Source organism: Paraburkholderia sp. GV068, assembly GCF_003058125.1.
GTDB classification, from domain to species: domain Bacteria; phylum Pseudomonadota; class Gammaproteobacteria; order Burkholderiales; family Burkholderiaceae; genus Paraburkholderia; species Paraburkholderia graminis.
Genome location: NZ_QBUB01000021.1, coordinates 72,917 through 98,366 on the forward strand (window position 1 = coordinate 72,917; position 25,450 = coordinate 98,366).

At 61.5% G+C, this 25,450-nt stretch carries 23 protein-coding genes, 1 tRNA gene and 1 pseudogene; 10 read left to right on the forward strand and 15 right to left on the reverse strand.

Annotated features, from left to right (window positions below; all coding sequences use genetic code 11):
- Positions 1–338 precede the first annotated feature (338 nt).
- Entirely contained in the window at positions 339–1,352 is a 1,014-nt protein-coding gene (locus C8K18_RS29725) for a D-2-hydroxyacid dehydrogenase family protein (RefSeq protein WP_044021454.1), read from the forward strand.
- Positions 1,353–1,382: 30 nt separating this feature from the next.
- Here the strand turns inward: C8K18_RS29725 and C8K18_RS29730 are convergent, their stop codons facing one another.
- Both C8K18_RS29730 and C8K18_RS29735 read right to left on the reverse strand, forming a co-directional pair.
- The gene (locus tag C8K18_RS29730) at positions 1,383–2,246 is read right to left on the reverse strand and encodes a patatin-like phospholipase family protein (protein ID WP_107709121.1); all 864 of its coding nucleotides are present in this window, start codon (positions 2,244–2,246) and stop codon (positions 1,383–1,385) included.
- A 42-nt stretch (positions 2,247–2,288) separates the two neighbouring features.
- Complete coding sequence (locus C8K18_RS29735; RefSeq protein ID WP_029969424.1) at positions 2,289–2,693, reverse strand: PaaI family thioesterase; 405 nt, start codon at positions 2,691–2,693, stop codon at positions 2,289–2,291.
- Positions 2,694–2,896: 203 nt separating this feature from the next.
- On the opposite strand from C8K18_RS29735, the gene C8K18_RS29740 reads away from it, so the two are divergent.
- Positions 2,897–2,972 (forward strand) — tRNA-Lys (locus tag C8K18_RS29740).
- A gap of 72 nt (positions 2,973–3,044) precedes the next feature.
- On the opposite strand, the gene C8K18_RS29745 is transcribed toward C8K18_RS29740, so the two are convergent.
- A complete protein-coding gene (locus tag C8K18_RS29745) occupies positions 3,045–3,530 on the reverse strand; it encodes a hypothetical protein (protein ID WP_132384593.1) in 486 nt (161 codons plus the stop codon).
- A gap of 405 nt (positions 3,531–3,935) precedes the next feature.
- On the opposite strand from C8K18_RS29745, the gene C8K18_RS29750 reads away from it, so the two are divergent.
- From C8K18_RS29750 to C8K18_RS29770, 5 genes are all read left to right on the forward strand, one after another.
- Positions 3,936–6,161 (forward strand): TonB-dependent siderophore receptor, encoded by a 2,226-nt coding sequence (locus tag C8K18_RS29750; protein WP_029971145.1) that lies wholly within the window; start codon positions 3,936–3,938, stop codon positions 6,159–6,161.
- Between the two features lie 54 nt (positions 6,162–6,215).
- Entirely contained in the window at positions 6,216–6,902 is a 687-nt protein-coding gene (locus C8K18_RS29755; RefSeq protein ID WP_006050561.1) for a Fe2+-dependent dioxygenase, read from the forward strand.
- Positions 6,903–7,188: 286 nt separating this feature from the next.
- Positions 7,189–7,842, forward strand: a complete 654-nt coding sequence (locus tag C8K18_RS29760; protein ID WP_006050563.1) for a peroxiredoxin — start codon at positions 7,189–7,191, stop codon at positions 7,840–7,842.
- Between the two features lie 78 nt (positions 7,843–7,920).
- Positions 7,921–8,991 (forward strand): MBL fold metallo-hydrolase, encoded by a 1,071-nt coding sequence (locus tag C8K18_RS29765; RefSeq protein WP_107709340.1) that lies wholly within the window; start codon positions 7,921–7,923, stop codon positions 8,989–8,991.
- 90 nt (positions 8,992–9,081) lie between these two features.
- Entirely contained in the window at positions 9,082–9,669 is a 588-nt protein-coding gene (locus C8K18_RS29770; protein ID WP_006050565.1) for a LysE family translocator, read from the forward strand.
- Positions 9,670–9,697: 28 nt separating this feature from the next.
- Here the strand turns inward: C8K18_RS29770 and C8K18_RS29775 are convergent, their stop codons facing one another.
- From C8K18_RS29775 to C8K18_RS33900, 7 genes are all read right to left on the reverse strand, one after another.
- The gene (locus C8K18_RS29775) at positions 9,698–10,543 is read right to left on the reverse strand and encodes an AraC family transcriptional regulator (protein WP_107709116.1); all 846 of its coding nucleotides are present in this window, start codon (positions 10,541–10,543) and stop codon (positions 9,698–9,700) included.
- Between the two features lie 150 nt (positions 10,544–10,693).
- Positions 10,694–11,488: an ABC transporter substrate-binding protein gene (locus C8K18_RS29780; RefSeq protein ID WP_053857332.1), complete on the reverse strand. Its 795-nt coding sequence runs from the start codon at positions 11,486–11,488 to the stop codon at positions 10,694–10,696.
- Positions 11,489–11,618: 130 nt separating this feature from the next.
- Complete coding sequence (locus C8K18_RS29785; protein ID WP_107709114.1) at positions 11,619–12,773, reverse strand: pyridoxal phosphate-dependent aminotransferase; 1,155 nt, start codon at positions 12,771–12,773, stop codon at positions 11,619–11,621.
- Positions 12,774–13,016: 243 nt separating this feature from the next.
- A complete protein-coding gene (gene dbpA / locus C8K18_RS29790) occupies positions 13,017–14,420 on the reverse strand; it encodes an ATP-dependent RNA helicase DbpA (RefSeq protein ID WP_107709112.1) in 1,404 nt (467 codons plus the stop codon).
- A 35-nt stretch (positions 14,421–14,455) separates the two neighbouring features.
- Positions 14,456–14,656, reverse strand: a complete 201-nt coding sequence (locus C8K18_RS29795) for a hypothetical protein (protein WP_006050570.1) — start codon at positions 14,654–14,656, stop codon at positions 14,456–14,458.
- A gap of 44 nt (positions 14,657–14,700) precedes the next feature.
- Positions 14,701–15,132, reverse strand: coding sequence for a Cd(II)/Pb(II)-responsive transcriptional regulator (gene cadR, locus C8K18_RS29800; protein WP_029971152.1), 432 nt, complete (start codon positions 15,130–15,132; stop codon positions 14,701–14,703).
- Positions 15,133–15,180: 48 nt separating this feature from the next.
- The gene (locus tag C8K18_RS33900; protein WP_258196157.1) at positions 15,181–15,447 is read right to left on the reverse strand and encodes a hypothetical protein; all 267 of its coding nucleotides are present in this window, start codon (positions 15,445–15,447) and stop codon (positions 15,181–15,183) included.
- On the opposite strand from C8K18_RS33900, the gene C8K18_RS29805 reads away from it, so the two are divergent.
- Positions 15,442–17,553 (forward strand): heavy metal translocating P-type ATPase, encoded by a 2,112-nt coding sequence (locus C8K18_RS29805; protein ID WP_258196156.1) that lies wholly within the window; start codon positions 15,442–15,444, stop codon positions 17,551–17,553. The genes C8K18_RS33900 and C8K18_RS29805 overlap by 6 nt on opposite strands.
- 48 nt (positions 17,554–17,601) lie before the next feature.
- On the opposite strand, the gene C8K18_RS29810 is transcribed toward C8K18_RS29805, so the two are convergent.
- Complete coding sequence (locus C8K18_RS29810) at positions 17,602–18,666, reverse strand: helix-turn-helix domain-containing protein (protein WP_107709108.1); 1,065 nt, start codon at positions 18,664–18,666, stop codon at positions 17,602–17,604.
- Between the two features lie 345 nt (positions 18,667–19,011).
- Here C8K18_RS29810 and adh point away from each other — a divergent pair, with 345 nt between their 5' ends.
- Positions 19,012–20,532: an aldehyde dehydrogenase gene (adh, locus tag C8K18_RS29815; protein ID WP_053857327.1), complete on the forward strand. Its 1,521-nt coding sequence runs from the start codon at positions 19,012–19,014 to the stop codon at positions 20,530–20,532.
- Positions 20,533–20,605: 73 nt separating this feature from the next.
- Entirely contained in the window at positions 20,606–21,001 is a 396-nt protein-coding gene (locus tag C8K18_RS29820) for a DUF779 domain-containing protein (RefSeq protein ID WP_029971155.1), read from the forward strand.
- Positions 21,002–21,009: 8 nt separating this feature from the next.
- Here C8K18_RS29820 and eutC read toward each other — a convergent pair whose 3' ends face one another.
- From eutC to C8K18_RS29840, 4 genes and pseudogenes are all read right to left on the reverse strand, one after another.
- Positions 21,010–21,825 carry an ethanolamine ammonia-lyase subunit EutC gene (gene eutC, locus C8K18_RS29825; RefSeq protein WP_006050577.1) on the reverse strand — a complete coding sequence of 272 codons (816 nt, stop codon included), beginning with the start codon at positions 21,823–21,825 and terminating at the stop codon, positions 21,010–21,012.
- Complete coding sequence (locus C8K18_RS29830) at positions 21,822–23,216, reverse strand: ethanolamine ammonia-lyase subunit EutB (RefSeq protein ID WP_107709106.1); 1,395 nt, start codon at positions 23,214–23,216, stop codon at positions 21,822–21,824. Before C8K18_RS29830 ends, eutC begins: the two co-directional genes overlap by 4 nt.
- 56 nt (positions 23,217–23,272) lie before the next feature.
- Positions 23,273–24,676 carry an ethanolamine permease gene (gene eat / locus C8K18_RS29835; RefSeq protein WP_029971158.1) on the reverse strand — a complete coding sequence of 468 codons (1,404 nt, stop codon included), beginning with the start codon at positions 24,674–24,676 and terminating at the stop codon, positions 23,273–23,275.
- A gap of 558 nt (positions 24,677–25,234) precedes the next feature.
- Positions 25,235–25,450: pseudogene (locus C8K18_RS29840) on the reverse strand (hypothetical protein); the annotation flags it as partial.

Here is a 25,450-nt window from a genome sequence, read left to right on the forward strand (position 1 = left end):
CAAGCCCGGCGACGCTGCATGCGAGAGGCATTTTGTTCGTTGCGCCAGTTTCTACAAACCGACGCGCAACTGCACAGGTCATCACGGGCTTCAACGCAGCTTGTTGGGCCAGGGCGCATGGGACGGGCGTCTGCAACCGTCTGTAAAGCGGCTTGCCTGTACACTCAACAAACTGTTAAAAACGATGTCAATTGGCCTTGCTGTAGCGCTATCGTTCTACGCGGTAGTTGCTACGGTAAGGCATTCAGCTAAACCGGCATGTGACTTGGGTCACATGATGGGACAGTCAGCATAACACTCCGTTCCGCACCGCCATGGTGCGCCGCAAGACACATACCATGAAGATTGCCATCCTCGACGACTATCAGGACGCCGTTCGCAAGCTCGACTGCTTTCAATTGCTCGCCGATCACGAAGTCAAAGTTTTCAACAACACCGTCCGCGGACTCGGGCAACTCGCGAGCCGTCTTTCGGAAGTCGACGCGCTAGTCCTGATTCGGGAACGTACCCGCATCAGCTCGCAACTTCTCGACAAACTGCCGCGTTTGCGCATGATCAGCCAGACGGGCAAAGTGTCCAGCCACATCGATCTCCCGGCCTGTACCGAGCGCGGCATCGCCGTGCTCGAAGGCAGCGGCTCACCGATCGCGCCGGCCGAGCTGACGTGGGCTCTCATCATGGCGGCGCAGCGGCGCATTCCGCAATACGTAGCGAACCTGAAGCAGGGCGCCTGGCAGCAGTCGGGGCTCAAGACTTCGGCGCTGCCGCCAAACTTCGGTTTGGGTCAGGTGTTGCGCGGTCAGACGCTGGGTATCTGGGGCTATGGCAAGATCGGGCGGCTTGTCGCCGGTTACGGCAAGGCCTTCGGCATGAATGTGCTGATCTGGGGCCGCGAGCATTCACGCGAAGCCGCTCGCGAAGACGGTTATGGCGTGGCCGAGAGCCGCGAAGCCTTGTTCGAGCAGAGCGATGTGCTGTCGCTGCATTTGCGGCTGCACGACGACACGCGCGGCATCGTCAAGCAGGAAGATCTGATGCGCATGAAGCCGACCGCACTGCTCGTGAACACGAGCCGCGCCGAGCTGCTCGACGACAACGCGCTCCTCGGCGCGCTGTCGCACAATCGCCCGGGGATGGTCGCGATCGACGTGTATGAAAGCGAGCCGATCCTCCAGGGCTACAGCCTGCTGCGTATGGAGAATGTGATTTGCACGCCGCACATCGGCTATGTCGAGCGCGAGAGCTACGAGTTGTACTTCAGCGCGGCGTTCAAAAACATTCTGGCTTTCGATGCCGGCGACACGGCCAGCGTGGCGAATCCCGAAGCGTTGCAGGGTGGACGTCGGCGCTAAGCGATAGCCGCGGGCGTCAGGCGTCCTGCGTCAGGCGGCAAACTCCAGCAGGTCGGGCATGCGTTCGAGGAAGGTCTCGCCGTCCGCGCGGCCGAGGTTGTACGCATGCACCATCTGCGAGGGGCTCGTGTAGTCCCAGCTCGAGATCGGCACTTTGCGCGACGGCTGCACATACAGGCGCTGCTGCACGCCGTGCGGCACCACGAACATCTGCGGCCGCGGATAAAGGCGCGTCACCATGACGAGCACGTTGCCGGGCGCATCGGCGTCAAGCGCGCCGACCGGCACGTTGTCGACCATGCCGCCGTCGAGCACCGGGCGGCCGTTGCGCCGCAAGACCGGCGTGAAAGGCGGCGTGCTCGACGATTGCAGAATCAGATCGGCGAGATCTTCGACGGTCGCACAATCCTGCGCACGCACGAATTCCGGATGAAAACCGAGCGTCTGACCAAGCGTCGGGTGCAAGGTCTTGCGCACATATTTTTCGATGTTGTACGCGATGAGTCCGGCGGCGACTGCGCTGCGCGCGCCAAGCCAGCGCGGCAAATGTGAAACGCCGATGCGAATCTCGGGCGCATCGGCAAGCGACGAAAACTTCTCACCGTAGATGTCGAGCAATGCCTGACGATAGATGCGGTAATGCGGAAACACCGACTGACCGCGCAGCAGGTTGCCCCAATAGGCGTTGCGCGAATTGTGGCGCAGCGCGTCTTCGTAATAGCGCATGACCCACTCGGAATCGCGCGTGTAGAGCATGCAAGCGGTGGCCGCGCCCGCCGAAATGCCCGTGATGACGCGTGGACGGATGCGCAGTTCCGGTTGCACGACGTCCCAGAAACCCGCCTGCCACCAGCAGCGATTGCCGCCGCCGGCGAATACGACCTGATCGAACATCTTATTTCCTGGTGCCTTGTCTTATGATGCGCGCCGCTTTGCTTATTCGAGCAGCGCGTACGTCGTGGTCGCGTGGACGGCCATGTTGCCGGTCTCGTCGAACAGCTCGACTTCGCCGAAAACGAGGTTGCGACCGAGGCGCAGCACGCGCGCGGTGACGAGCACGTCGCCCTTGCGCACGGCGCGCATGAAGCTGATGTTGAGCGACACGGTGGTCATCGGCTTAAAGCCGCCTAGCGCCGCCGAAATCGCCACGATCATCGCGGTATCGGCGGCGGCCATGAACACCTGGCCGCAAATCACGCCGCCTGAATGACGCAGCGCGCCGGCGAAAGGCAGGCGCAGCGTGGCGCCTTCCGCATCGGCTTTGACGGGCGTGAGCGCCAGTTCGCGGACCCACGGCGCGAGGATGCGGTCGAGCAGCTCGATAGTCTCTTTGTCGTCCATGGCGATTCCCGTCGAAGGCCGCGCGGAGCGTGAGCGGCAAGTGTCCGCGAGTCCGCGACATGATACCGGGATGCCCGACGCAGCGCCTTTTCGGAGGCAGCGCTTTCGTTGAGGGATGACTCGAACGGGGGACGGTTTTTTTAAGAAATCTGCTAAGGGGGCTTGGCAAGCCCAAAAACATCCTGCATAATTTCGCTTCTGTTGGGGCGTTAGCTCAGTTGGTAGAGCAGCGGACTCTTAATCCGTAGGTCGAGTGTTCGAGTCACTCACGCCCCACCAAAGAATTTCGAAGGGTTACAAGCGATCGCTTGTAACCCTTTTTGCATTGGATCTGCGTCCCAAGCAAACCCGTCAGTCGTAGCTGACCACGACCGTCACCGGTTTGTTCGCCGAAGGCACATTGCCGCTTTTCGCGCCGAGCGACAGTACGCCACCCGCGCCGCCCACGTGATACTGACCGTCCGCTCCTGGCCGGGCCGTACGGCCAGTGCCGTCGATGAAAGACGTCGCGACGGTATCCAGCGTGGCTGCGCCGATGCGTGACGCTGCACCGTCGTTGATCCGCAACGTCACATCAGCGCTTGGCGCGCCGCCGGGTGGCGCCGCGAACGTCACAGTGACCGCGGACCCGTCGTGTCCAGTCCAGAGCGTATCCGACCGCGGCGCAGGTGTTTGTCGCACGGTCGTGATATTGAACTGCGGACCGACGAGCGCGCCGGAGAAATGTATCGTGCCGCCATTCGCTGCGGATGCCACTCCCGGAACCGCCAGGAACGCCACCGTACCCCATGCAGCCACGCGGGCCAACCGCCCAATTCGCCGACTCTTCGCTTTCATCACGACCTCCGGGCGGGCAATCCTCTGTGCCGCCTTGCGGCGGATCCAGTGCATCAAGCCTTGTTTACGGCATGTCACGAATCTGTCTTGAATATGACGAAATATAGTAGGCAAATCGTAAGACGGTGGATCTTTTCACCATTCTCCGGCGGCGCCCAAGGTTGAGCGCGTCATGCGCCGTCATTCCCACATCCCGCCAAACCCCCGCACGTTCCCCGCGCCGCCGTGTTACCGATGCGTAACGAATTATTGCGAACTATTATCATCCGTGTAATGATACTGATTCTCATTTGAGAACAAGACGATGGGTCCAGCCCTTTGACGCAGACAGTCCGGCTGTCGGTGCTGCAACGGGCGCTGGCGTCCGTCGAATCAGAACAATAGCGACAACGACAGGGTATTGAGATGTTCCGAAACACGCCTCTCGCGGCGGCCGTTCTGGTCGCGTTCGCGACGCCGCTTTACGCTCAAACGACGACAACGCCCGCGACCGGCGCCCAGCCCGCGTCATCCAGTTCGACTTCGACTTCCACGCCCACCCAGACCGCCGACAGCGCCACGCTGCCCGCCGTCAAGGTGACCGGTCAAAGCGGCCCGTCCGCGGAATTCGCGGCTGACGTCTCGAGCGTCGGCGCAAAAGTGCCGACCGCGCTGCGCGACATTCCGCAAGCCGCCGTCGTGGTGCCGAAGTCGGTGCTGCAATCGCAAGCCGCCAGCTCGTTTACCGACGCTCTGCGCAATGTGCCGGGCATCACCATCGGCGCCGCGGAAGGCGGACAGATCGGCAACAACATCAACCTGCGCGGCTTCTCGGCGCGCACCGACATCTATCTCGACGGTTTCCGCGATCGCGGCCAGTACTATCGCGACACCTTCAACCTCGAATCGATCGACGTGCTGTACGGCCCGTCGTCGCTGTACTTCGGACGCGGCTCGACGGGCGGCGTCATCAATCAGGTCAGCAAGCAGCCCACGCTTAAGCCGCGCGCGGACGTGTCCGTGCAAGCGGGCACGCACGACCGCTATCGCACGACCGTCGACCTGAATACGCCGATCACGTCGACGTCCGCGTTCCGCATCAACGCGTTCGGCCAGGACCTGGGTTCGTCGCGCGACGTGATGAAGAGCAAGGATTACGGCGTCGCGCCCGAAGTCAAATTCGGCATCGGCACGCCGACCGAAATCACGCTGTCCGCGCTGATCCAGCACAACCGCGATCAGCCCGACTACGGCATTCCGGCGCTTAATGGGCACCCAGCGCCGGTCAATCGCGGCACGTTCTACGGCTTCACCGACGACCGCACGATGCAGGACGTGCAAACGCTCAACGCACGCATCGAACACCGCTTCAACGACAACCTGAAGGTGCGCAATCAGACGCAGTTCAGCCACTACAGCACGGAAGCCCGCGCGACGAATGCGGCTTCGGTGCTCACGGGTCCGCTGCCGACATCGACGGCGCTGACCAACGGCAATTTCACGAGCATCGATCCGTCGAAACTGTTCGTGAAGCTGCAAGGCAAGGACCGCAACATCAATGACCACTCGGTCTACAACTCGACGGACGTCGAGGCAAAATTCAACACCGGCTTCATCAAGCATGAAGTGGTTGCGGGCGTCGATCTGAGCCACGAGACGTACAGCAACCAGAGCTTCACGACGACGACGCCGGGCTTGCCGTCGAATACGATCGCCATCGTGCCGCTCGTCGATCCGTCGTACACGAAGCGTCCGTCGAATGCGAAAACCGTTGCGACGAATCTCGCGGAGTCGAGCGCGAACGGCGTCGGCATTTATGCGAACGATACGGTGTCGATCGGCGAACACTGGAAGGTCGTGGGCGGCCTGCGCTGGGACCGCTACGAAGCGTCGATTCACAACTCGATCAATGTGCCTTCGTATGCGACGCAGACGAACTACTTCACGAGCGTGCGCGGCGGCGTGATCTGGCAGCCGACCGACTGGCAGTCCTACTACGTGTCGTACGGCACGTCGTTCAATCCGTCGCTCGAAGCGCTGACGCTCACGAACCAGCAGCAGAATCTGCCGCCGGAGCATAACAAGTCGTATGAAGTCGGCGCGAAGTGGGACCTGCTCGGCGGCGGTCTGTCGGTCACGCAATCGCTCTTCAACATCGAAAAGACGAACGCGCGGACGTTGAACTCGGACGGCAGCTACACGCTCGACGGCGACGTGCGCGTGCGCGGCTACCAGCTCGGCGTGGCCGGCCACATCACGAACAAGTGGCAAGTGTTCGGCGGCTACACGTACATGGACGCGACGATTCTGAAGGCGCTCGACGGCACCGCCGGCAAGACGCCCGCGAACACGCCGCGCAACATGCTGACGCTGTGGACGACCTACGCATTCACGCCGCACTGGGAAATCGGCGGCGGGCCGATCTACACGTCGTCGCGCTACGCCGCGAACAACAACTTCGTGAAGGTCGGCGGCTATACGCGCTGGGACGCGATGGCCGCGTATCACGCGAAAAAGTACGACGTCCAGTTCAACGTGCTCAACCTGACGGACAAGAACTACTACGACGCGCTGATTCCATCGGACGGCGGACGCGCGGTGCCGGGCAACGGCCGCACGTTCCTCGCGACGCTAAACTATCGGTTCTTCTGATCGCCGAGGCGGCGATCAGCAGCACAACGCGCGGTTTCGCAGGAAAGTCCAACGATGATTGTCTCGATCCCCGATGTATTCAGTCCCGCCGACACCGCCGCGATGCGTGCGCAACTCGAAGCGGCCACGGACGCATGGGTCGACGGCCGCGCGACCGCGGGCTATCAGGGCGCGCCCGTCAAGCGCAACCAGCAGATCGCGGAAGGCTCATCCATCGCGCTCGAAATGGGCGACAGAATCATCGCGGCGCTCGAACGGCATCCGCTTTTCATCAGCGCCGCGCTGCCGAACAAGGTTTATCCGCCGCTCTTTAACCGCTACGAAGGCGGCATGCATTTCGGCAGCCATGTCGACGGCGCGATTCGCCTCGTGCCCGGCAGCGGCGTACGCGTGCGCACCGATCTATCGGTCACGCTGTTCCTCACGCCGCCCGACGAGTACGACGGCGGCGAACTGCTGATCGAAGACACCTTCGGCGTGCAGGAAGTGAAGCTGCCCGCGGGCCATGCGATCCTTTATCCCGGCACGAGTCTGCACCAGGTGCGGCCCGTGACGCGCGGCGCGCGCGTATCGAGCTTCTTCTGGGTACAGAGCCTCGTGCGCGACGACACGCAGCGCGCGATGCTGTTCGACATCGACGGCGCGATCCAGCGTTTGAACGCCTCGAACGCGGACGATGCCGCGCGCCGCACGCTAGTCGGCTGTTATCACAACCTCCTGCGCATGTGGAGCGAAACGTAAATCGGCAATAGCGGCGGATTTGCCCTGCAAGCTGGCTAGAGCGATGCGCATTTTTGTCCTACGCTTTAAGCGCGACGCGTGGCGCATCCGTATGTTTGCGCACCACAGCAATCCGGCGAGCACTCCGCCTTCACGCGTGCGCAAGGTCCTCCCGCACAATCACAGTCCAGGTGGCTGGAGGCTGATCGTGAGTCAAGCAATCGCCTGATCGAAGATTCAGGCAGCCCGGGGATTGCCGCTCCGAGAACCGGTGCAGCTCCCCGGCGCATTCTCATGGAGGATGACGATGTCGATTCGACTTGGAGAAGAAGCGCCCGATTTCACCGCGGAAACCACCGAAGGCACAATCCGTTTCCACGAATGGATCGGCGACCATTGGGTGATCCTGTTTTCGCATCCGAAGGATTTCACGCCCGTCTGCACGACCGAGCTCGGCTACATGGCCGGCCTCAAGCCCGAATTCGAAAAGCGCAACACGAAGATTATCGGCCTGAGTGTGGACCCCGTCAGCGATCACGAGAGGTGGGTGAAGGACATTGAAGAGACGCAGGGCCACGCGGTCAACTATCCGCTCATCGGCGACGCGGATCTGAACGTCGCGAAGCTCTACGACATGATTCACCCGAATGCGGGCGGCGGCACGCGCACCGCGGCGGACAACGCGACGGTGCGTTCGGTGTTCATCATCGGCCCGGACAAGAAGGTCAAAGCCATGCTCGTGTATCCGATGAGTTCCGGGCGCAATTTCGACGAAGTGCTGCGTCTGCTCGACTCGTTGCAGTTGAACGCGAAGCATACGGTGGCCACACCCGTGAACTGGAAACCGGGGGATGATGTCATCATTCCGACATCCGTCTCGAACGATGATGCGGCGAAGAAATACCCTGAGGGCTTCAAGACCTTGAAGCCGTATCTGCGGTACGTTGCACAGCCACGGTGAGATTGCGGCGCAGTAAAACCGGGCGCCGCCACGCGCCCGGTTGTCTCGACGATGCGCGCCACGGAGAAAACAACCTTGCTGATTTTCCGCCAACTAATCGACCCGCAATCGTCCACGTACACGTATCTTCTCGCCGATAGCACGACACGAGAGGCCATTCTGATCGATCCGGTATTCGAGCAGGTGCGACGGGATACGGCGCTGATCCAGGAACTCGGGCTGCGCCTCCTCTATACAATCGACACGCACGTCCACGCCGATCATGTGACGGGCGCCTGGATGCTCAAACGCCGCACCGGCAGCGCGATCGCCATAGCGGCGGCAAGCGGCGCGGAAGGTGCGGACCGCTATCTGAACCACGGCGACCGATGCGAGTTCGGCACGCGCTGGCTCGAAGTGCGCGCGACGCCAGGCCACACGAACGGCTGCATCAGCCTCGCGCTCGACGACGGCACGATGATGTTCACCGGCGACTGCCTGCTGATCCGCGGCACGGGCCGCACCGACTTTCAGAAGGGCGACGCACGCGCGATGTTCCGCGCGATCCACGGCGAGATTTTCAGCCGGCCCGAAAGCTGCCTGCTTTATCCGGCACACGATTATCGCGGCTTGACGGTGACGAGCGTCGGCGAAGAGCGGCGCTTCAATCCGCGCCTCGGCGGCGAACTGTGCGAAGACGACTTCGTCGGCTATGTGACGAATCTGCGGCTGCCGCATCCGAAGCAGATCGACATTGCGGTGCCCGCGAATCTCAAGTGCGGCGTTGCGGCGAGCGATCCCACGCAGGCGGCCGAACCGGATTGGGCGCCGCTCGTCTACACGTTCGCGGGCATCTGGGAAATCGGCCCGCAATGGCTCGAAGACAATCTGCGTTCCGTGCAGATAGTCGACGTGCGTGAGCCGGACGAGTTCAACGGCCCGCTCGGCCGCATTCCGGCAGCGCGGCTCATCTCGCTCGGCGAGCTTGCCACGCGCGCCGCCGAGCTCACGAAAGAGCAGCCGATCGTGACCGTGTGCCGTGCCGGCGGCCGCTCCGCACAAGCGACGGTGATCCTGCACCAGGCAGGCTTCGACGAAGTCGCGAACCTTGCGGGCGGCATGCTGCGCTGGCGCGCGGAAGGCCGCGTCGTCGAAAATGCAGGCATGTAGCGCATATAGCAATTTCCTTCAATACACTCTGCTCAGCCGCCGATACCGTTGAACCGCGTCAATCCCGCGCATTCACGTATCGAGGCACCGATGTCCGCTTTGCTTTCCATGGCCGCGTTCGCGCTGGCTTCGTCGATTTCGCCAGGTCCCGTCAACGTCGTCGCGCTGAGCGCCGGCGCACAGCATGGCTTCGCCGCGAGCATGCGGCATGTGAGCGGCGCGACCGTCGGTTTTACCGTGCTGCTTCTGCTGATCGGCCTCGGACTGCATGAACTGCTTGTGCATGTCCCCGCACTCGTGAGCATCGTCAAATGGGCCGGCGTCGCGTTTCTGCTGGTCATGGCCTACAAGCTCGCCGTCGATGACGGCCAACTCGGCGCCGATAAACCATCGCGCGGCCCGTCGTTCGCCTATGGCGCGGCGATGCAATGGCTCAACCCGAAAGCATGGCTCGCGTCGCTGGCTGGCATGGGCGCGTATGCCGCCGATGGCGACGGCAAACTCGTCTGGCAATTCACTGTGATCTACTTTGTGATCTGCTATGTGTCGATTGCAAGCTGGGCCTACGCCGGGACGTTTCTGCGCAAGTACTTGCAGGCGCCGCAGCGCGTTAGGTTGTTCAATCGGATCATGGCGGCGTTGCTTGCGGCGAGCGCGCTGTATTTGCTTGTGACGTGAGGCGCCGAAAACTGCGGCAACCCCGCAGTCAACTGCGATATTGCCCCGGCGTCGCGGCGACGAGCCGCTTGAACGTGCGCTGCAAATGCGCCTGATCGGCGAAGCCGGCGTCGAGCGCGACGTCGGCGATCAATCGGCCGCGCCTCAGTTGAGCGCGGCTGTACTGAATGCGCCGATTGATCAGATACGCGTGCGGCGTCATGCCGTAGCGCTCCTTAAATGCGCGAATCAGATGCGACGCGGACAGGCCCGCGGCCTCGCATATGTCCTCGAGCTTCAGCGGGTGCGTGCAATTGTCGGCGATGAATTCGGCCGCTCGCGCGAGTTGACGGCTGGCGTCGTCGTGTGAAAGCGGCGCGGGGTTCAGGCGCTGCTGCACCTCAGTGAAAAATGCCACGGCGGCGCTTTGTTTGCGCAGCAAATCCGCATCGTTGTCGACCAGAATTCCATGCAGCCGATTGAGGCCGTCGAAGAGTTCGGCGTCTGTCGTCATGGTCTGCGAGAACGCGCGAAACGCGTGGTTCTCGCTGAAGCCGAGTTCGTGTTGCAACGATGTGAGCCACGCGACGTCGACGTGAAGCATGCGATACGACCAGCGCTCGTCGGCGATGGGATTGCATGCATGAACGTCGTCGGGATTCATCAGAACAACCGCGCCCGCGCCGGTCCATTCGCGCGCGTGGCGGTTCACGTACACGCTGCGTCCGCCAGTGACCGCGCCGATGGAGAAGGTTTCGTGAGAGTGCTTCGCGTAGCAGATTTCGCGGCCGTCTTCGATGGAGCGCGCCTCGATGAACGGCAACGCCTCGCTACGCCAGAATTGCGGCTCCCTTGCGCGCTTCGCATGAATTGCCGCCGCTGTCGTTCCGCTCATTCGCGCGCCTCCTCCGGTGTACGTGGGCCTCGCGGAAATGCGCGGCTGTCAAAAGCCGCAAGTTCGGCGAGGCCACTTATCGTAGCCGTCAAACGCGCGGCCAACAAGCGGGCTTATGCGTGCGCTGCGGATGTTGCGCACCGCAAGCGGTTACTTCGCGGAAACGTCGATATTGCCGAGGTATTTCGCTGCGAGCGTCTTCACGGTGCCGTCCGCCTGCACCTTCGCAATCGCCGCGTTCAAGCGCTCGCGCAATGCCGTATCGCCCTTGCGGATGCCATAGGCGATACCGCTGCCGAGAATCTTGTCGTCGCGCACCGGTTGTCCGACGAATGCGTAGTCCTTGCCGTTCGGCTTCGACAGAAAACCGGTTTGTCCCGCGGGCGCGAGCACGAGCGTTGCATCGACACGCCCCGCGACCAGGTCCGTGTACACCTGATTCTGATCCTGATACGGCACGACGGTGACGCCCGCGGGTTCCCAATGCGTCTTCGCAAACGTCTCCTGAATTGACGCCTGCAACACGCCCACGCGTTTGCCCTTCAATGCTTCGGCAGTCGGCAGCAGACCGCTGTCGCGCTTTGCGATCAACTGCGTCGGCACGCGATAGACGACCGTCGTGAAGTCGATCGCCTGGCGACGCTGTTCGGTCGCATTCATCGCCGAGTTGATCGCGTCGAATTTGCGGCCTTGCAGCGCCGGAATCAAACCGTCGAACGATGTCTCCACCCATTTGCAGGTCATCTTCGCGGCGGCGCACACTGCATTGCCGACGTCGATGTCGAGACCTTGCAGCTCGCCGCCCGGTCCCTTCGATTCGAACGGCGGATACTGCGCTTCGAGCCCGAAACGCAGCGTCGATGTGTCGGCGGCAACGGCAGCGGACGATGCCGCCACCGATGCGAACGCGCAAGCGAGCGCCAACAAAGACTTGAGCAGTTTCATAGCAGGTCCCTTTCCTTCGGTTTCGTTGTAGTACGCGTTGTAGTACGAATGCGTAGCGTGTGAATATGCAATGGCGCGACGATCATACTGCGTTCAAAAATGACAGCGCCGCGCTCACGCGCACGCAGTTTCAGATCTCGCACAAACGGCGCGCGCCTTCGATCAGCGTCGCGTCGTCTTTCGAAAAACTCAGGCGAATCAGGCCGGAATCCGTACCGTCGCTGTAGAACGCCGAGAGCGGAATCGTCGCGACGCGCGCATCGCGAATCAGGCGCAACACGAAGTCGCTGTCCGTTTCATCGGAGAAGCCGCGAAAGCGCGCGAGCATGAAAAAGCTGCCTGCACTCGGCAGCAACTCAAAGCGTGATTCGCGAAGCCCGTGTGCAAGCAGATCGCGTTTTTGCTGATAGAACGCAGACAAGCCGAGATAGCTTTCGCGATTCGCCAATGCATCGACGAACGCGTACTGCATCGGTGTATCGGCGGAAAACACCATGAACTGATGCACCTTGCGGATCTCGTTCATCAACTCGGCGGGCGCGAGGCAATAGCCGACGCGCCAACCCGTCACGTGATACGACTTGCCGAACGACGACACAATCACGCTACGCTCGGCGAGCTCGCTGTGGCACGCCATGCTCTGATGTTTCGCGCCGTCGAACACGACATGCTCGTAGACCTCGTCGGCGAGAATCACGATGTCGGTGTTTCGCGTGAGCGCCTTCAGGCGCGTGATGTCGGCTTCGTCGAACACGGTCGCGGTCGGATTGTGCGGCGTGTTGATGATGATCATGCGCGTCTTCGGCGTGATCGCGGCGGCGACCTCGTCCCAGTTCACGCGGAAATCGGCGAGCGACAATTTGATCGGCACGGGTGTCGCGCCTTGCAGCCGGACGATCGGTCCATAGCTGTCGAACGAAGGCTCGAAGTAAATCACTTCATCGCCCGGATGCACCAATGCGCTGATCGTCGAATAAAGGCCCTCGCTGGCGCTCGCGATCACCGTTACTTCGCTCGCGGGGTCATAGCGCACGCCGTATAGCGTCTCTACTTTGTCGGCGAGCGCTTCGCGCAACGCCGCGATGCCGGACATGGGTGCGTACTGGTTGTGACCCGCGCGCATTGCGTTCGCCACACCGTCGATGAGCTTCGCGTCCGGCGCGAAATTCGGCGCGCCTTGCGACAGATTCAGCGCATCGTGTTGCGCGGCCAGTTGGCCGATCACGGTAAAAATCGTCGTGCCGACATCAGGCAATTTCGAGCGGGCTTGCATGGCGCTCTGCATATGGCTTCTCCCTATCTTCATCCGGCGGCGGACTGACGGCGGCGAAGTATGCAGCCGTCCATTGCGCTCGAGCGCCGGTTGAATGATTAGGCATCAGCCAAAGAACCATCACAATCGAAACTTTGTCATGCGGCGCATGCGTTTATTTCATGGCTTAAACGCAGGCGCAATCGTGACGGCGACGCGGCCTGGAAAACAGCACGCGCCGCTTTTCGCACGCGCGCCGCCGCCCACGCCACGAGATCAGGCGTCTTCCATCAGCCGGACCTTGACCTTCTTGCCCTTCACCTTGCCCGCACTGAGCTTGCGCACCGCTTCGCGCGCAATGCTGCGCTCGACGGCCACATAGGTCGACATCTCCGTCACGTTGATCTTGCCGATCTGCGAGCCGGCGAAACCGGCGTCGCCGGTGAGCGCGCCGAGCACGTCGCCGGGACGGATTTTTTCCTTGCGGCCGCCGAGAATCTGCAGTGTTTCCATGGGCGGCAACAGCGGCTCATTACTCTTTGGCGTGAGCTCGGACAGCTTGTGCCATTCGACGTCGCGCTTGTGCGCCTGCTCCAGACCGCCGACGCGCCCCATTTCATTCATGCTCGCGAGGCTCAATGCCCAGCCTTCCTGATCGGCGCGACCGGTGCGGCCGATACGGTGCACATGCACTTCGGGATCAGGCGTCACGTCGACGTTGATTACCGCCTCGAGTTGCGCGATGTCGAGGCCGCGGGCGGCGACGTCGGTGGCGACCAGCACCGAGCAACTGCGATTCGCGAACTGGATCAGCACCTGATCGCGCTCGCGCTGATCGAGCTCGCCGTGCAGCGCAAGCGCATGAAAACCCTGCGCGCGCAGCACGTCGAGCAAATCGCGGCATTGCTGCTTGGTGTTGCAAAACGCGAGCGTGCTGACCGGACGATAGTGGTTGAGCAACAGACCGACGGCATGCAGACGCTCGTCTTCGGTCACTTCATAGAAGCGTTGGCGGATCTTCGTATTGTCGTGCCGCTCGGCCAGCTTCACTTCCTTCGGATTCCGGAGAAATTGCTGACTCAGCTTGACGATGCCCTCGGGATACGTCGCCGAGAAAAGCAGCGTTTGCCGTTCCTTCGGGCATTGCCTGACCACCGTCGCGATGTCGTCGAAGAAACCCATGTCGAGCATGCGGTCGGCTTCATCGAGCACGAGCGTATTGAGCGATTGCAGCGGCAAACTGCCGCGCTCGAGGTGATCCATGATGCGGCCCGGCGTGCCGACCACGATATGCGCGCCGTGTTCGAGACTCGCGGTTTGCGGACGCATCGGCGTGCCGCCGCACAAGGTCAGCACCTTGACGTTTTCTTCGGCGCGCGCGAGCCGGCGGATTTCCTGCGTGACCTGATCGGCGAGTTCGCGCGTGGGACACAGCACCATCGCCTGCACGGCGAAGTTGCGTGTGTCGAGACGCGCGAGCAGCGCGAGAGAAAACGCCGCGGTCTTGCCGCTGCCGGTTTTTGCCTGCGCGATGAGATCGTGGCCGGCGAGTGCGATAGGCAAACTCGCGGCCTGAATCGGCGTCATCTCGACATAGCCGAGTTGCGTGAGATTCGCGAGCGTGGCGGCCGGCAGCGGCAGTTGGCTGAACGGCGCGCCGGCCGTAGTGGGACTGTTCATAAATGGTTGGCTCGTGATCGGCTAAAGGCTAGGGACTATTCGGCGATGGGTCCGGGCGACGGACGGCCGTCCATCTGCTCGTACAGCACCGCGCCGTCGTCGCCTTCGAAACGCTCGACGTAATTGCGCGCGCCACACAGCGGGCAGCGGAACAGAAGCCCTTGCCCTTCGTTTTTGATGATGACGTCCGACTGCTCCCACTGCGCGCCGCAGGACTGGTTTCTACATGTAAACACGTTGCTTCTCCGACTGGATTCGATTGTTGATTCGACTGGCCGCATCAACCGAGATGCGTGTGCCGTGTGCGCGGCGCGCTGACGTCCATTTCGCTGAGACCCTGCACGATGCCGCAGTCTTCGACCGCCTGTTCGCCGTGGCATTGCTCGCGCAGCACGTGCAATTGCGCCTTGAGCTGTTGCAGTTCGTCGATACGCGTATCGACGTGCGCAATATGCTCGTCGATCAGATTATTGATGCCGCCGCAGCCGTTGGCCGGCGCGTCGGTCAGACGCAGCAGCGCGCGAATTTCGTCGTGCGTCATGTCGAGCGCGCGGCAATTGCGGATGAAGCGCAGCCGCTCGACGTGCTTCGCCGTATAGCTGCGGTAATTGGCCTCAGTGCGCTCCGCTTCGGGCAGCAGCCCTTCTTTCTCGTAAAAGCGGATGGTTTCGGTCGTGCAATGGGCGATTTTCGCCAATTCGCCGATTTTCATGGGCCCTCCGATACCGGCCTTGACCTTGTAGTGGCTTCAAGGTGTTTACTAGACCACAAATCGAACGAGGAAGCCACCATGCAGCACGCGCACGACGCGAAAGACGACCGTCTGGAAGAAGCGGAAGCAAGCTCCTGTGAGCAAGGGCATGAACATGAGCATGGGCATCGGCACGAAAAGCACGCACATGACCATGCGGGCGGAGGCTGCTGTTCTGCTGCCGCCGATGCTTCCTTGCCATTGCCAGCCGCAGATTTGCCGCAATCCGAACGAGTGCAAGGCGGCGATGTGCGCACGGCGATCCGCATCATGCAAATGGATTGTCCGACCGAAGAAGCGTTGATCCGCAAAAAATTCAGCCGCATGGCGGACGTGCGCAGCATGCAGTTCAATCTGATGCAGCGCGTGCTGACCGTTGTGCATGCACCGAATGCGCTGGACTCCATTCTCGACGCGCTGCGTTCGCTGGACTTCACGCCGGAACTCGCGGATGCCGACGCGCCGAATGCATCGGCAACGACGCGGAACGCTGCGCAAGATCAGCGAAAGCGCGTGTCATGGTGGCCGCTCGCCTTCGCAGGCGTCGCTGCGGTCGCTTCAGAGGCCGCTGGCTGGCTCGGTGCGCCGGTTTGGATGGCAGCGAGTCTCGCGATCCTCGCGATCGTCTCCTGCGGGCTCACGACCTACCGCAAGGGCTGGCTCGCGATTCGTCACGGCAACCTCAACATCAACGCGTTGATGAGCATTGCCGTGACGGGCGCGCTGATCCTCGGGCAATGGCCGGAAGCGGCGATGGTGATGGTGCTTTTCACCGTCGCCGAACTGATCGAGGCGAAGTCGCTCGACCGCGCCCGCAATGCGATTCAGGGACTGATGCAACTGACGCCCGAACAGGCGAGCGTGCAGCAGCCCGACGGCGACTGGCGGCTCACCGATCTCAAGGCAATCGCGCCGGGCGCGCTGGTCCGCGTGAAGCCGGGCGAGCGGATCGCGCTCGATGGAGAAATCATCGCGGGACGCTCCAGCGTCGATCAGGCGCCGATCACAGGAGAAAGCCTGCCAGTCGACAAAACCGTGGGCGACGCCGTGTTCGCGGGCACCATCAACCAGGCCGGTTCGTTCGACTATCGCGTGACGGCGGCGGCGAGCAACACGACGCTCGCGCGCATCATCCATGCAGTCGAAGAGGCGCAAGGCACCAAAGCGCCCACGCAACGTTTCGTCGATCAGTTCGCGCGCGTCTATACGCCGCTCGTGTTCGCCGTCGCGTTGGCGGTGGCGCTCGTGCCGCCGCTCTTTTTCGGCGGCATGTGGCACGCGTGGATCTACAAGGCGCTCGTGATGCTCGTGATTGCGTGCCCGTGCGCGCTCGTGATTTCGACGCCGGTGACGATCGTCAGCGGGCTCGCGGCGGCTGCGCGTAAAGGGATACTCATCAAGGGCGGCGTGTACCTTGAACAGGGTCGCAAGCTGAGCCGTCTCGCGCTCGATAAAACCGGCACGATCACGCACGGCAAACCTGTACAAACCGATTTCGCGATGCTCGCCGAAATGCTCGCGGATGCGGATGCCGACGCGGCGCGTTGCCGTACGCTCGCCGCGAGTCTTGCGGCGCGCTCGGACCATCCCGTTTCGATGGCGATTGCAAGCGCGGCGCAAAAAGACGGCGTGACGAGTCTCCTGGTCGATTCATTCGAAGCACTCGCCGGACGCGGCGTGCGCGGCGAGATTAACGGCGCGACGTACTGGCTCGGCAATCATCGGCTCGCGGAAGAACTCGGGCGTTGTTCACCGTCCCTCGAAGCGCGGCTCGACGCGCTCGAGCGTCAAGGAAAGACCGTCGTGCTGCTGAGCGACGCGCAACGCGTGATTGCGCTATTCGCCGTCGCCGATACCGTGAAAGAGACGAGCCGCATGGCTATCGCCGAGTTGCATCGCGCGGGCGTGCGCACCGCAATGCTCACCGGCGACAACCCGCACACGGCGGCGGCCATCGCGCAACAGGTTGGCATCGACGAAGCGCGCGGTAATCTTTTGCCGCAAGACAAAGTCGACGCGGTCGCGCAGTGGTCGGCCGAGGGCGCGACCGTCGGCATGGTCGGCGACGGCATCAACGACGCGCCCGCGCTGGCCCGTGCCGACATCGGCTTTGCGATGGGCGCGATGGGCACGGGCACCGCGATCGAAACCGCCGACGTCGCGTTGATGGACGACGACTTGCGCAAGATCCCGCTGTTCATCCACCTGTCGAAAGCGACGCATTCGGTGCTGGTGCAAAACATTGCGCTCGCGCTCGGCATCAAGGGCGTCTTTCTCGTGTTGACCGTGATGGGTCTCGGCACCATGTGGATGGCCGTGTTCGCCGATGTCGGCGCGAGCCTGCTCGTGGTCGCGAACGGTTTGCGGCTGCTGCGCAAATAGTTAGTCATCCAATGCAATGCGCTGCACAGCGATGCACATTCAAAGCCGCTAGTGCGCGAACGAGCGGGTATTCGTTGCGGAATGCGTGCCGATTGCGGCCTTCAACGTATCCGAAGGCCGCATGCCGAAGAGCTTGCGATAATCGGTTGCGAACTGGCTCATGTGCCAGAAACCCCAGGCCGCCGCCACATCTTGCACCGAGCGCGAATCGCGCGATGCGTTGCACAGATCGCGCCGCGCGCCGTTCAATCGGATTGCCCGCACATAAGTAGCGGGCGCCATGCCGAGCACGTCCTGAAAGCAGTATTGCAATGTGCGCCGGCTCACATGCAGACGCTCGCACAACTCCGGCACGCTGACCGCGCGATCGCGATTCGCGAGCACATAATCGCGCGCCTCCGATACGATCGACTGACGACGTGCACGCGCCGGCATCGCAATCGGTTCGGAGCACGCGGGCAACGCGCCCACGTCGAACAGGGAAGCAAGCACGGCGGCCTGCAAGTTCTCGCGCGCAGACGACGACAACGGCGCGGCACTTGCGGCGCTCTGCTGAAGCAACTCGCGCAACGATGCACATAAACGCTCTTTGCGCGCCATGCCGATCTTCACGACCTCAGTGTCTGCCCACTGCTCGGCCAGCCCGACGCGCTCCACTTGCGCTGCATAGCGGCGCAACACTTCGCCCTTCACGACTACACCGAAAATCTCGTAGCCCGCCGACGTCAGCAATTCGAATTCGACGCCACCCGGACGAAACGCGAGTGCATCGCCGGTAATGATCTGCGCGTCGATGCGGCCCGATCCGGCGCGGCATGTCGGAATGCCGAACCAGTACGCGTCTTTCTGAACCTCGCAGGTCTGCCGCAGCGTGTGGCTCGTCGTTTCGACGAACACCTGCATATGGTCGAGGCACAACTCCGTGAGACCGCCGACAAAGCTGCCCGCGGTCAATTGGTCGTAGGTCTGATGCCAGCCGTGAAGATTGCGCGCCTGCTCGTCGGCGTCGTGAGCGACGCGGGTCTGTACGCGAAAGCTCGGCTGCGGCGCAAGCGTCGAAGCCGCACAGATGGCCGAGGTGGTCGCGCTGTCGCTGAGGGTTTCGATCGTCATGGCCAATCCGCGCGATGGAGTATCGAAGAGAAAAAACAAGGCAAGTCCCATGCCGATTGCGAGCGCCCATTCAACACGCCGATTGCTCCAACCCGTGTCAGCGCGCTGTTCAATTGATGAACAGCAACAACTGCACTGCTCACAAACGACGCGCGCACCGGCCGCCGATTCGACCTTGAAACACAGGCTGCGGTGCGCGCGTGCTTGCCGTGCGTGCACGCCTCACCAGCCAGGTGCATTGGCATGGTTCTGGCTCTATGGGTCACGCGCCCGCTTCAACGGATTGCAAACCGGTCGCGACATCGCGCCGACTATAGCCCATTCAAACATGTGAGGAGCACACAGATGAATCACGCGGAGATGCAGTTTCTGACGACCGAATTCCCGTTCAAAAAGCAGTATGCGAACTTTATCGGCGGCGAATGGGTGAAGCCCGTGGGTGGCGAGTACTTCGACAATGTGTCGCCGATTACGGGCGAACCGTTCACCTCCATTCCGCGCTCGCGCGAAGCGGATGTCGAGTTGGCGCTCGATGCCGCGCACCGAGCCAAAGCTGCGTGGGGCAAGACGTCGACGACGGATCGCGCGAACATTCTGAACCGCATTGCCGATCGTATGGAAGCGAACCTGCAGCGCCTTGCAGTGGCTGAAACGATCGACAACGGCAAGCCGCTGCGCGAAACGATGGCCGCCGATATTCCGCTTGCCATCGATCATTTCCGCTATTTCGCCGGCGCCGTGCGTGCGCAGGAAGGTTCGATCTCCGAGATCGACGACGACACGGTGGCCTATCATTTTCATGAGCCGCTCGGCGTAGTCGGTCAGATCATTCCGTGGAATTTCCCCATTCTGATGGCCGTGTGGAAGCTCGCGCCCGCACTCGCCGCCGGCAATTGCGTCGTGCTCAAACCGGCGGAGCAGACGCCCGCGTCCATTCTCGTACTCGCTGAACTGATTCAGGACTTGCTGCCCGCAGGCGTGCTGAATGTGGTGAACGGTTTCGGTCTCGAAGCCGGCAAACCGCTAGCGTCGAGCAAGCGCATCGCGAAGATCGCGTTTACCGGCGAGACGACGACAGGCCGTCTGATCATGCAGTACGCGAGCCAGAACATCATTCCGGTCACGCTGGAACTCGGCGGCAAGAGCCCGAATATTTTCTTCGCCGACGTGATGAATCAGGACGACAGCTATTTCGACAAAGCACTCGAAGGCTTCGCGATGTTCGCGCTGAATCAGGGCGAGGTGTGCACGTGTCCGTCGCGCGTGTTGATCGATGAAAAGATCTATGACCGCTTTATGGAACGTGCGTTGAAGCGCGTCGCGGCGATCACGCAGGGTCATCCGCTGGATACGAAAACGATGATCGGTGCGCAGGCTTCGCAGGAACAATTGGAGAAGATCCTGTCGTATGTCGATCTCGGCAAGCAGGAAGGCGCCGAGTGTCTGATCGGCGGCGAACGCAATACATTGAGCGGTGAATTGAGCAAAGGCTATTACGTGAAGCCGACCGTGTTTCGCGGCAATAACAAAATGCGCATCTTCCAGGAAGAGATCTTCGGGCCGGTGGTTTCGGTCACGACGTTCAAGACCGAAGAAGAAGCACTCGAAATCGCCAACGACACGCTTTACGGTCTCGGCGCCGGCGTATGGACACGCGACGGCACGCGCGCCTATCGCTTTGGCCGGCAAATTCAGGCGGGCCGCGTGTGGACCAATTGCTATCACGCATATCCCGCTCACGCGGCGTTTGGCGGCTACAAGCAATCGGGCATTGGCCGCGAGAACCACAAGATGATGCTCGACCATTATCAGCAGACGAAGAACCTGCTCGTCAGCTATAGCGAGAAACCGCTCGGCTTCTTCTAAGCATTCAACCGTAGCGATCCTATTGAAGCGGGCCGCTTTGCGCGGCTCGCTTTATTTCTGCGAGGACCTATTGATGGCCGACGAAAAAGAAGTGGCTCGCGTGATCGCAACGCCCGCCGCAAAAGAGCTGATCGACAAATTGCGCGCGGAACATGGCGATGTACTGTTCCATCAATCCGGCGGATGCTGCGACGGCAGCGCGCCGATGATGTTTCCGCAAAGCGAATTCATGGTCGGTTCTTCCGACGTGAAACTCGGCACGCTTGCGGGCGTGCCGTTCTACATGAGCGAATCGCAATTCGAGTACTGGCAGCACACGCAGTTGATTATCGACGTCGTGCCAGGCAACGGCGGTATGTTCTCTCTCGAGCGGCCGAGCGGTCTGCGCTTTCTCACGCGCTCGCGACTCTTCGACGACGATGAGAATGCGTGGCTCGCAGTGCATCCTGTGCAACGCGCCGATGCGTGAAGGTGCTTTTACTTTACGTCGGAGTTTGAGTCTGGTTTTGCATTCGCTTCGCCGCCGATTGCGGGCGCTATCGGCGCAGCGGCGAGCAGCGCGTCGCTGTCGTCTTTCAAACCAACGCCGGTGAGGCCGAGGCGCCGCGCATGCGTCAGCAGATAATGCAGCTTGTGCGCGGCCAACGGATAGTCGAGTCCTTCGGGACGCACGTTCGAAATGCAATTGCGCTGCGCGTCGCTGCAACCCACTTTCGGCGCGTACGTGAGGTAGATGCCGAGGCTATCGGGCGAACTAAGTCCAGGCCGCTCGCCGATCAGCATCACGACGATCTTCGCATGCAGCAACTCGCCGATCTCGTCGCCGAGTGCAACGCGTGCCTGCCGTGCGACGACGACAGGCGCGATCTTCCAGTCCGCGAGTTGCGGAGCGACGGCTTGCAATAGCGGCACTGCTTGCTTCGATGCAGCGAACGCCGACAAACCGTCGCCGATCACGAACACGACGTCCGGCGCTTCGTCCGCCAATTGCGCGAGCGCGACGCGGCTCTCTTCCGACAAGCGCCGGCCAAGATCGGGGCGGCGCAAGTAGTGCTCGCGATCGGGCGCAGCGCTATGCACGTCCAGCGTCTTGAAGTTCAGCACATGCAACTGCTGATGCAATGCTTCGGTGTCCAACGGATGATGCACCGCGTCCCGCGCTTGCGCATGCGAGAGATTGAACGCAAGTAAAGGCTCAGTGGGCACGCTGTTGCCCGCGCGACCCAACGCAATGCGCGCATTGGTGAACTGACGCAGCGCATTCCACGAGTTCTTTTCGACAAAGTCGCTCATGCGATGCCCATCCAGTCGCGCGCGCCCTCGAGCAGCGGTTGATGTGTCGACGCGCTCAACAATGCGCCGCGCGCGTCGGTAATCTGCATCGACTCCAGCCATTCCTCGAATTCCGGCGCGCGACGCAAGCCGAGTACGTCGCGCACATAAAGTGCGTCGTGGAAGGACGTGCTTTGATAATTGAGCATGACGTCGTCCGCGCCCGGAATGCCCATGATGAAATTGATGCCCGCCACGCCAAGCAGTGTGAGCAGGTTATCCATGTCGTCCTGATCGGCTTCCGCGTGATTCGTGTAGCAGATGTCGCAACCCATCGGCACGCCGAGCAGCTTGCCGCAGAAATGATCTTCAAGGCCGGCGCGCGTGATCTGCTTGCCGTCGTACAGATACTCGGGGCCGATAAAGCCGACCACGGTATTGACGAGAAACGGATTGAACTTGCGCGCGACCGCATACGCGCGCACTTCGCAAGTTTGTTGATCGACGCCGAAATGCGCGTCCGCCGACAATGCGCTGCCCTGCCCCGTTTCGAAGTACATCAGATTGCTGCCGACCGTGCCGCGTTTGAGCGACAGTCCCGCTTCATACGCTTCTTGCAGTAGCGCGAGCGAAATGCCGAAGCCGGCGTTGGCTTTTTCGGTGCCCGCAATCGATTGAAACACGAGGTCGACGGGTGCGCCTTTTTCGATCGCGGCAATCGTGTTGGTGACGTGCGTCAGCACACAGGATTGCGTGGGCACCTGATAGCGTTGACGGAAGTCGTCGATCATCAGAAGCAGTCGCGTGATCGCGGCGAGGTTGTCGCTGGCCGGATTGATGCCGATCATCGCATCGCCGCAACCGTACATCAGGCCATCGAGCATCGAGGCTGCAATGCCTTTGACGTCATCTGTCGGATGATTTGGTTGCAGGCGCACCGACATGTGGCCCGGCAAACCCACCGTGTTGCGAAAGCGCGTGATCACCGGACGCTTGCGCGCCGCTGCGATCAGATCCTGATTGCGCATCAGCTTCGAAACGGCCGCCACCATTTCCGGCGTGAGGCCCGCCGCGATACGTGTGAGCGCGTCCGCATCGGTCGACGTGCTCAGCAGCCAATTGCGAAAGTCGCCTACCGTAAGATGTGAAATCTCGGCGAATGCCTGCGGCGAATGATCGTCGATCACGAGACGCGTGACTTCGTCGCTTTCGTACGGGATCAGCGCTTCGTTCAGGAACGTGCGCAACGGTACTTGCGCCAACGCCATTTTTGCGGCGACGCGCTCCTCTTCGCTTGCTGCCGCGACGCCCGCGAGTTGATCGCCGGAACGTTGCGGGCTCGCCTTCGCCATGAGTGTCTTCAGATCGGCAAACCGATACGTGCGGCTGCCGATTGTCTCCGTATAGCTCATCTTTACGACTCCAGCTTACGACTCAAACGCCGCTGCGGGCGCAGCGGCTTTGGCCGTCATTCTTCGAGCAATGCGTCGGCCGGTGCGGCCTCGCGTTGATGGCGCGTCATGAGGAAATAGACATAGCCGAGTGCGAGGAAGATGGCGAACACCACTGCCACCAGAAAGTTAAAGTACACCATGGTCGCCAGACAGATTACCGCGGCCACCAGCGCGAACGCCGGAAAGAACGGAAAAAGCGGCGCGCGAAACGGACGCTCCATATTCGGCTCGGTGCGGCGCAGCTTGAACAGCGACAACATGCTGATGATATACATCACGATAGCGCCAAACACGGACATCGTCACGATGTTCGCCGTGAGCGTCTGGCCGCCGAACTGAATCAGTTCGTCGCTATAGATCGCGGCGATGCCGATCACACCGCCGGCGAGAATCGCGCGATGCGGCGTCTTGAAGCGCGGATGCACACTCGAGAGCCACTCCGGCAAATAGCCAGCGCGAGCCAGCGCGAAGATCTGCCGCGAATAGCCGAGGATGATGCCGTGAAACGACGCGACGAGCCCGAACAGTCCGAGCCACACGAGCATATGCATCCAGCCGCTATGTTCGCCGACGATGTACTTCATCGCTTGCGGCAGCGGGTCGTTGATATTCGACAGCTTGGTCCAGTCGCCGGCCGCGCCCGCAAACACCATCACGCCGATGGCGAGCACCACGAGCGTGAGGATGCCCGCGACGTAGGCGATCGGAATCGAGCGCTTCGGGTTTTTCGCTTCTTCCGCGGCCATCGCGACGCCTTCGATCGCGAGGAAGAACCAGATCGCGAACGGGATCGCTGCGAACATGCCGTTGAATGAGCCCATGCTGAACGTGTCCGCGCCGGCCCAGCCGCCCTTCGTAAAGTTCGACCATTGAAAGCCCGGCGACACGACGCCCATGAAGACGAGCAATTCGAAAATCGCGAGCAACGTCACGCACAATTCGAATGCCGCAGCGATCTGCACACCGACGATGTTCAAGGCCATGAAGACGAGGTACGCGCCCATTGCCGCGTGCTTCGGTTCGAGACCTGGGAACTGCACGTGCAGATAGGCGCCGATGGCGAGCGCAATGGCCGGCGGTGCAAAGACGAATTCGACGAGCGTCGCAGCGCCCGCGAGATAGCCGCCCGTCGGGCCGAATGCGTGACGCGCGTAAGCGAACGGACCGCCGGCATGCGGGATCGACGTGGTGAGTTCGGTGAAGCTGAAGATGAACGTGGTGTACATCGCGGCGATAAAGACCGCGGTGACCACGAAGCCGAGCGTGCCCGCGCTTGCCCAGCCGTAACTCCAGCCGAAGTATTCACCGGAAATCACGAGGCCGACCGCGATTCCCCAAAGTTGCCACGTGCCGAGCGTCTGCTTCAACTCGTGATGCGTGACTTTGCCGACGTGCTGACTGGTTGACTCTGATTTCATCGGACGCTCCCGGAGTTTGCCGCTTGCTCGGCGCCGCAAGGTTTTGCGGTGCGTGGGCGGGCAGGCTTTCGCCGATGGTAGTGAGCCAATATTCGAGGTGTTATCGAAATTCGGCAAAGTTGGGGGGTGGTTTGTGGGGGGAGTGCTTAATTCGGGGGGCACTCGTTTTGGCTAGGGTGTGTATCCGGCTGGCGAGGGTGGCTGTCGTTCTTCTGGTTTTTATAGTCTTTGTATATGTACACGTAGTAATAGTTAACAAGCGGCGTTGGCGATTGTGGATAAGTGCGAACCTTCGTTTGGGATCAAGAGGTTGCGCGGGCGATAAGCTTGCGGAGTAAGCGTGGATAGTGCGGTTGAGTTGGGGAAAAGTCTTGGTGCGTTTCGGCGGCTGTGGTTTTTATCAAGGTTTGTCCCACAGGATGTCAGCAGGTTTTTACAGCGGTTGTGCAGAGGGGGTTGTTGATAAGTTGGGTGAGGTCAGGTGTGGCGGGGAGTCACTGCTGGGCCACATTCGTCTATTAAAGCCGCCATTTGACCCGCCAGCGATGTCTCGCACCATCAATATCTAAAATAGAGAACCCCAAGCGCACCCGGTTCACCTGATGTTTTGCTCTTTTTGGTGATCGCTGGCAGATCAATGTCCCTAACGTTCTTCCAGCCAAACGCTTGGAAAATGCCCTCGGCGAGGCCAACAAAGCCCATGAATTTGCGTGACATCCGGTAGGCAATCGCGCCAAGGATTGCCAGGATACCCAGCCCACCGAAGGCCCACAT